This is a genomic window from Streptomyces odonnellii, assembly GCF_000981895.1.
In the GTDB taxonomy this organism is placed as follows: Bacteria; Actinomycetota; Actinomycetes; order Streptomycetales; family Streptomycetaceae; genus Streptomyces; species Streptomyces odonnellii.
Genome location: NZ_LATD01000211.1, coordinates 1 through 5,258 on the forward strand (window position 1 = coordinate 1; position 5,258 = coordinate 5,258).

Sequence of the window (5,258 nt, forward strand, 5' to 3'; positions counted from 1 at the left end):
CACCTCCCCCGACGAATCCGGCCCCCGCCCCATGGCGTAATCCAACAAACCCATAAACGAGCCACCTCGCGCCGCCCGGTCCCTTGACACCCCTACGGGGACCCGCGACGCTTCAACACATCACACATGGGAGCGCTCCCACCGTACCTGACCCATTCATGCCCCGCACGTATCCCGACCGCACCGGACCCCCTCCCAACCGCCGAGCCGCACTCAGCAGTTGGCCGGAGCCGGACACGTCGGTGCATTAGGAGGACGTAATGCGCACACGTACCCGCTCGTCCCGCCGGGTGGTGGTCCTCGCGGCCGTCGCCGCGCTCGGCGCCGGCATTCTGTCCGGCTGTGCCCAGGACAGCGAAGAACCCTCCGGCAGCGCGCCGGGCGGCGGCGAAGGCGGCAAGGGCAAGACCACTATCACGGTGGGGGTCTTCGGGGCCTTCGGTCTCCAGGAGGCCGGGCTCTACGACCAGTACATGAAGCTCAACAAGGACGTGGTCATCAAGCAGACCTCGATCGAGCGCAACGAGAACTACTACCCGCAGCTCCTCACCCACCTGGGCAGCGGCAGCGGACTCGCCGACATCCAGGCCATCGAGGTCAACAACATCGCCGAGATCACGGCCACCCAGGGCGACAAGCTGGTGGACCTCGGCAAGACCGCGGGCGTGCAGAAGGACAGCTTCCTGCCCTGGAAGTGGTCGCAGGCCACCACCACGGCCGGCAAGACCATCGCGCTCGGCACCGACATCGGCCCGCAGGGCATCTGTTACCGCAAGGACCTGTTCGAGGCCGCCGGACTGCCCACCGACCGCGAGGAGGTCGGCAAGCTGTGGGCGGGCGACTGGCAGAAGTTCCTTGCGACCGGGAAGCAGTTCAAGGCCAGGGCCCCCAAGGGCAAGGCCTTCGTGGACTCGGCGAGCGGGGTGATGGCCGCCATCACCGGCAGCAACGCCAACCGGTTCTACGACAAGGACGGCAAGGTCATCTACAAGTCCAACCCGGCCGTGCGCGAAGCCTGGGACACCGCCGCGGAGTTCGCGAGCGCCGGACTGACCGCCAAGCTCCAGCAGTTCACCCCCGGCTGGGACCAGGGCTTCGCCAACGGCACCTTCGCCACCGTCTCCTGCCCGGCCTGGATGCTCGGTTACATCCAGGACAAGGGCGGTGAGGCCGGCAAGGGCAAGTGGGACGTGGCCGCCGCGCCCAAGCCCAGCAACTGGGGCGGTTCCTTCCTGACGGTGCCCGAAGCGAGCAAGAACAAGGAGGCGGCGGCCAAACTCGTCGCCTGGCTGACCGCACCCGAACAGCAGGCCACGCTCTTCGCCAAGCGTGGCAGCTTCCCGAGTTCACAGGCCGCGTACTCGCTGCCGGCCGTCTCCGACGCCAAGCACCCGTACTTCGACAACGCCCCCATCGGCCAGATCTTCTCGACGGCCGCCAAGGGCGTACCGGTCCAGATCGTCGGTCCCAAGGACCTGATCATCGCGCAGAACCTGGCCGACATCGGCATGCTCCAGGTCGACCAGAAGGGCACGTCCTCCAAGGACGGCTGGAACGCCGCCGTGAAGGCGATCGACAACGCGCTGGACCAGTGACGATGTCCAGTGACGCACGTGCCGCCGCGCCCTCCGAGGAGGAGGGCGCGGCCCCGGCGCAGGACGACGGCAGCGGCGGCGGTACGACCGTACGGAGCGCGGCCACGAAGTCCGGGCAGCACCGGGACCAGGGTCACGGTCCGGCTGACGAGGCACGCCAGGAGCGCCGCCGGGAGCGGCGCAGCCGCTGGTACCGCCGCGATGTGCGATGGAGTCCGTACGCCTTCGTCGCCCCCTTCTTCGTCTTCTTCCTGGCCTTCGGCCTCTTCCCGCTGCTCTACACCGGCTGGGCCTCGCTGCACCGGGTGGAGCTGACCGCGCCCACCGACATGGAGTGGGTGGGCCTGCGGAACTTCTCGCGGCTGCTCGGTGACGAGTTCTTCTGGAACGCCCTCCAGAACACCGTCACCATCGGGCTGCTCTCCACCGTCCCGCAGCTTCTGATCGCGCTGGGCATCGCGCATCTGCTCAACTACCGGCTGCGCGGCTCGATGTTCTTCCGGGTCGCGGTCCTCACCCCGTACGCCACCTCGGTGGCCGCCGCGACCCTGGTCTTCGTCCTGCTCTTCGGACGCGACTACGGGATGATCAACTGGCTGCTGGGGATCGTCGGGATCGATCCGGTCGACTGGCAGAACGGCACCTGGACCTCGCAGCTCGCGGTCTCCACCATCGTCATCTGGCGCTGGACGGGCTACAACGCCCTGATCTATCTGGCGGCGATGCAGGCCATCCCCAACGATCTGTACGAGTCGGCCGCCCTGGACGGGGCCTCGCGCTGGCAGCAGTTCATCCATGTGACCGTGCCCTCGCTCCGGCCGACGATCCTGTTCACCTGCGTGGTCTCGACGATCGGCGCGACCCAGCTCTTCGGTGAGCCGCTGCTGTTCAACGGCGGCGCGGGTGCGACCGGCGGGGCCAGTCACCAGTTCCAGACGCTCGGGCTCTATCTGTACGAACAGGGCTGGGTGAATCTGCATCTCGGCCGGGCCTCCGCGATCGCCTGGACGATGTTCCTGATCCTGCTGATCATCGGCGCGGTGAACTGGGTCATCGGCCGCCGTCTCCGCAAGAGCGCGTAGGGGGACCCATGTCGACGACTTCGCAGACACTCACCGATACGGCCCCCGGCCCCGCCGAGACCGACGGCGGGCGCGGCGCCCGGCCGAGGAAGCGCGGCGCGGGCCGGCAGCTCCACGGCGGCCCGATCACCTACGCCGTACTGATCATCTTCACCGTCGGCTCGCTCTTCCCGCTGGTGTGGACGGCGATCGCGGCCTCGCGCAACAACACCCGGCTCGCCCAGACGCCGCCGCCGTTCTGGTTCGGCGGAAACCTCTTCAAGAACCTGGAGATCGCCTGGACCGACGCCAACATGGGGACAGCCCTGCTCAATACGACGGTGGTCGCCGGGGCCATCGCCACGGGTACGGTGCTCTTCTCCACGCTCGCCGGGTTCGCCTTCGCCAAGCTGCGCTTCCGGTTCCAGAACGTGCTCCTGCTGATGGTGATCGGCACGATGATGGTGCCGCCGCAGCTCAGTGTCGTACCGCTGTACATGCTGATCGCCGAGCTGTCCTGGACCGACCAGCTCCAGTCCGTCATCCTGCCCACCCTGGTGAGCGCCTTCGGGGTGTTCTTCATGCGGCAGTACCTGATCGGGGCGCTGCCCACGGAGCTGATCGAGGCGGCGCGGGTGGACGGCGCGAGTAGCTGGCGGGTGGTGTGGCACGTGGTCTTCCCGGCCGCGCGGCCGGCGATGGCGGTGCTGGGGATGCTGACGTTCGTGATGGCCTGGAACGATTTCTTCTGGCCGATCATCGCCCTGACCCAGAACGGCAGTCCGACGGTGCAGGTGGCGCTGACCGGGCTCGGCCGCGGCTATATCCCCGACCAGTCGGTGATCATGGCCGGGGCGCTGCTGGGTACGCTGCCGCTGCTGATCGCGTTCGTGCTGTTCGGCAGGCACATCGTCGGCGGGATCATGCAGGGCGCCGTCAAGGGCTGATGTCCAGGGCGTGTTCCGGAAGTGGCGTCGTCCGCCCGCGGGACGGGCCTTCCGGAACACGCCCTGGACCGCGCCGGGAGGGCGGCGCGGTCCAGGCCTGCTCCGGGCGGGGTCCGGTCGGCCGCCGCCGAGGCCTCCGTACCTCATCCCTCACATCTACGGTCAACGGGAGCTGCACATGTCAGACACCTTTCCGCCCGGCTTCCTGTGGGGCACCGCCACCGCCGCGTACCAGATCGAGGGCGCGGCCCGCGAGAACGGGCGTACCCCCTCCATCTGGGACACCTTCAGCCACACCCCCGGCAAGGTCGAGAAGGGGCACACCGGGGATGTCGCGGTCGACCACTTCCACCGCAGGGCCGAGGACGTCCGGCTCATGGCGGACCTGGGGGTGAACGCGTACCGCTTCTCGGTCTCCTGGCCTCGTGTCCAGCCCACCGGGCGCGGCCCGGCCATCCAGCGCGGTCTCGACTTCTACCGGGAGCTGGTCGACGATCTGCTCGCGCACGGCATCGAGCCCGTCCTCACCCTCTACCACTGGGATCTGCCGCAGGACCTGGAGGCGGCGGGCGGCTGGCCCCGGCGCGAGACGGCGTACCGCTTCGCGGAGTACGCGCGGTGCGTGGGCGAGGCGCTGGGCGACCGGGTGGAGCGCTGGATCACCCTCAACGAGCCCTGGTGCACGGCCTTCCTGGGGTACGCGTCCGGGGAGCACGCCCCGGGCCGTACGAGCCCGTCGCTCGCGCTGAGCGCCGCGCACCATCTCAACCTGGGGCACGGTCTGGCCGCGCAGGCGCTGCGCTCGGTGATTCCCGCGCGCGGCCGGATCTCGGTGAGCCTCAACCCGGCGGCGGTACGGGCCCGTACGCAGTCGCCCGCGGACCTGGACGCGCGCCGCCGTATCGACGCGCTCGCGAACCGGATCTTCACGGGGCCGATGCTGCGCGGCGCGTACCCGGAGGATCTCTTCGCGGACACGGCGCGGATCACGGACTGGGCGTTCGTCCAGGACGGGGACACGGCCACGGCCCGGCAGCCGCTGGACTCGCTGGGCATCAACTACTACGCGCCCACGGTCGTCTCGGCCGCCGCGGACGGGCCCGCCGCCCGGCGCGACGGGCAGCGCGCGAGCGAGCACTCCCCCTGGCCGGGCGCCGACTCGGTGGCCTTCCACCAGCCGCCCGGTGAACTCACCGAGATGGGCTGGTCGGTGGATCCGAGCGGGCTGTACGACCTGCTCCTCCGCTACACGCGCGAGGTGCCGGGGCTGCCGCTGATGATCACCGAGAACGGCGCCGCGTACGCGGACCAGCCGGACGCCGACGGCACGGTCCACGACCCGGACCGGATCCGCTATCTGCACGGCCATCTCGCGGCGGTCCGGCGCGCGATCGACGACGGCGCGGACGTGCGGGGCTACTTCCTCTGGTCGCTGCTGGACAACTTCGAGTGGTCGTACGGCTACGGCAAGCGCTTCGGCGCGGTGCACGTGGACTACGAGACCCAGCGCCGCACCCCGAAGTCCAGCGCCCTGTGGTACGCGCGCCTGGCCGGTACAGGCGTACTCCCGGAAGTCCCGGTCGGCTGACCTCGCCCGTGGGCGGCCGTACGGCGTGCCCCGGCCGGATGGGGGGGATCCGGCCGGGGCGCGGGGG

General features: G+C 69.8%; 4 protein-coding genes. All 4 read left to right on the top strand.

The features are described 5' to 3' along the window. Positions 1-260: 260 nt before the first annotated feature. A complete protein-coding gene (locus WH07_RS20210) occupies positions 261-1,595 on the top strand; it encodes an ABC transporter substrate-binding protein (RefSeq protein ID WP_046501797.1) in 1,335 nt (444 codons plus the stop codon). A 2-nt stretch (positions 1,596-1,597) separates the two neighbouring features. Further along, positions 1,598-2,677: a carbohydrate ABC transporter permease gene (locus tag WH07_RS20215; protein ID WP_046501800.1), complete on the top strand. Its 1,080-nt coding sequence runs from the start codon at positions 1,598-1,600 to the stop codon at positions 2,675-2,677. An 8-nt stretch (positions 2,678-2,685) separates the two neighbouring features. Next, positions 2,686-3,603, top strand: a complete 918-nt coding sequence (locus tag WH07_RS20220) for a carbohydrate ABC transporter permease (protein WP_046501803.1) — start codon at positions 2,686-2,688, stop codon at positions 3,601-3,603. A 178-nt stretch (positions 3,604-3,781) separates the two neighbouring features. Beyond that, positions 3,782-5,191: a GH1 family beta-glucosidase gene (locus WH07_RS20225; RefSeq protein WP_046501806.1), complete on the top strand. Its 1,410-nt coding sequence runs from the start codon at positions 3,782-3,784 to the stop codon at positions 5,189-5,191. Positions 5,192-5,258 lie beyond the last annotated feature (67 nt).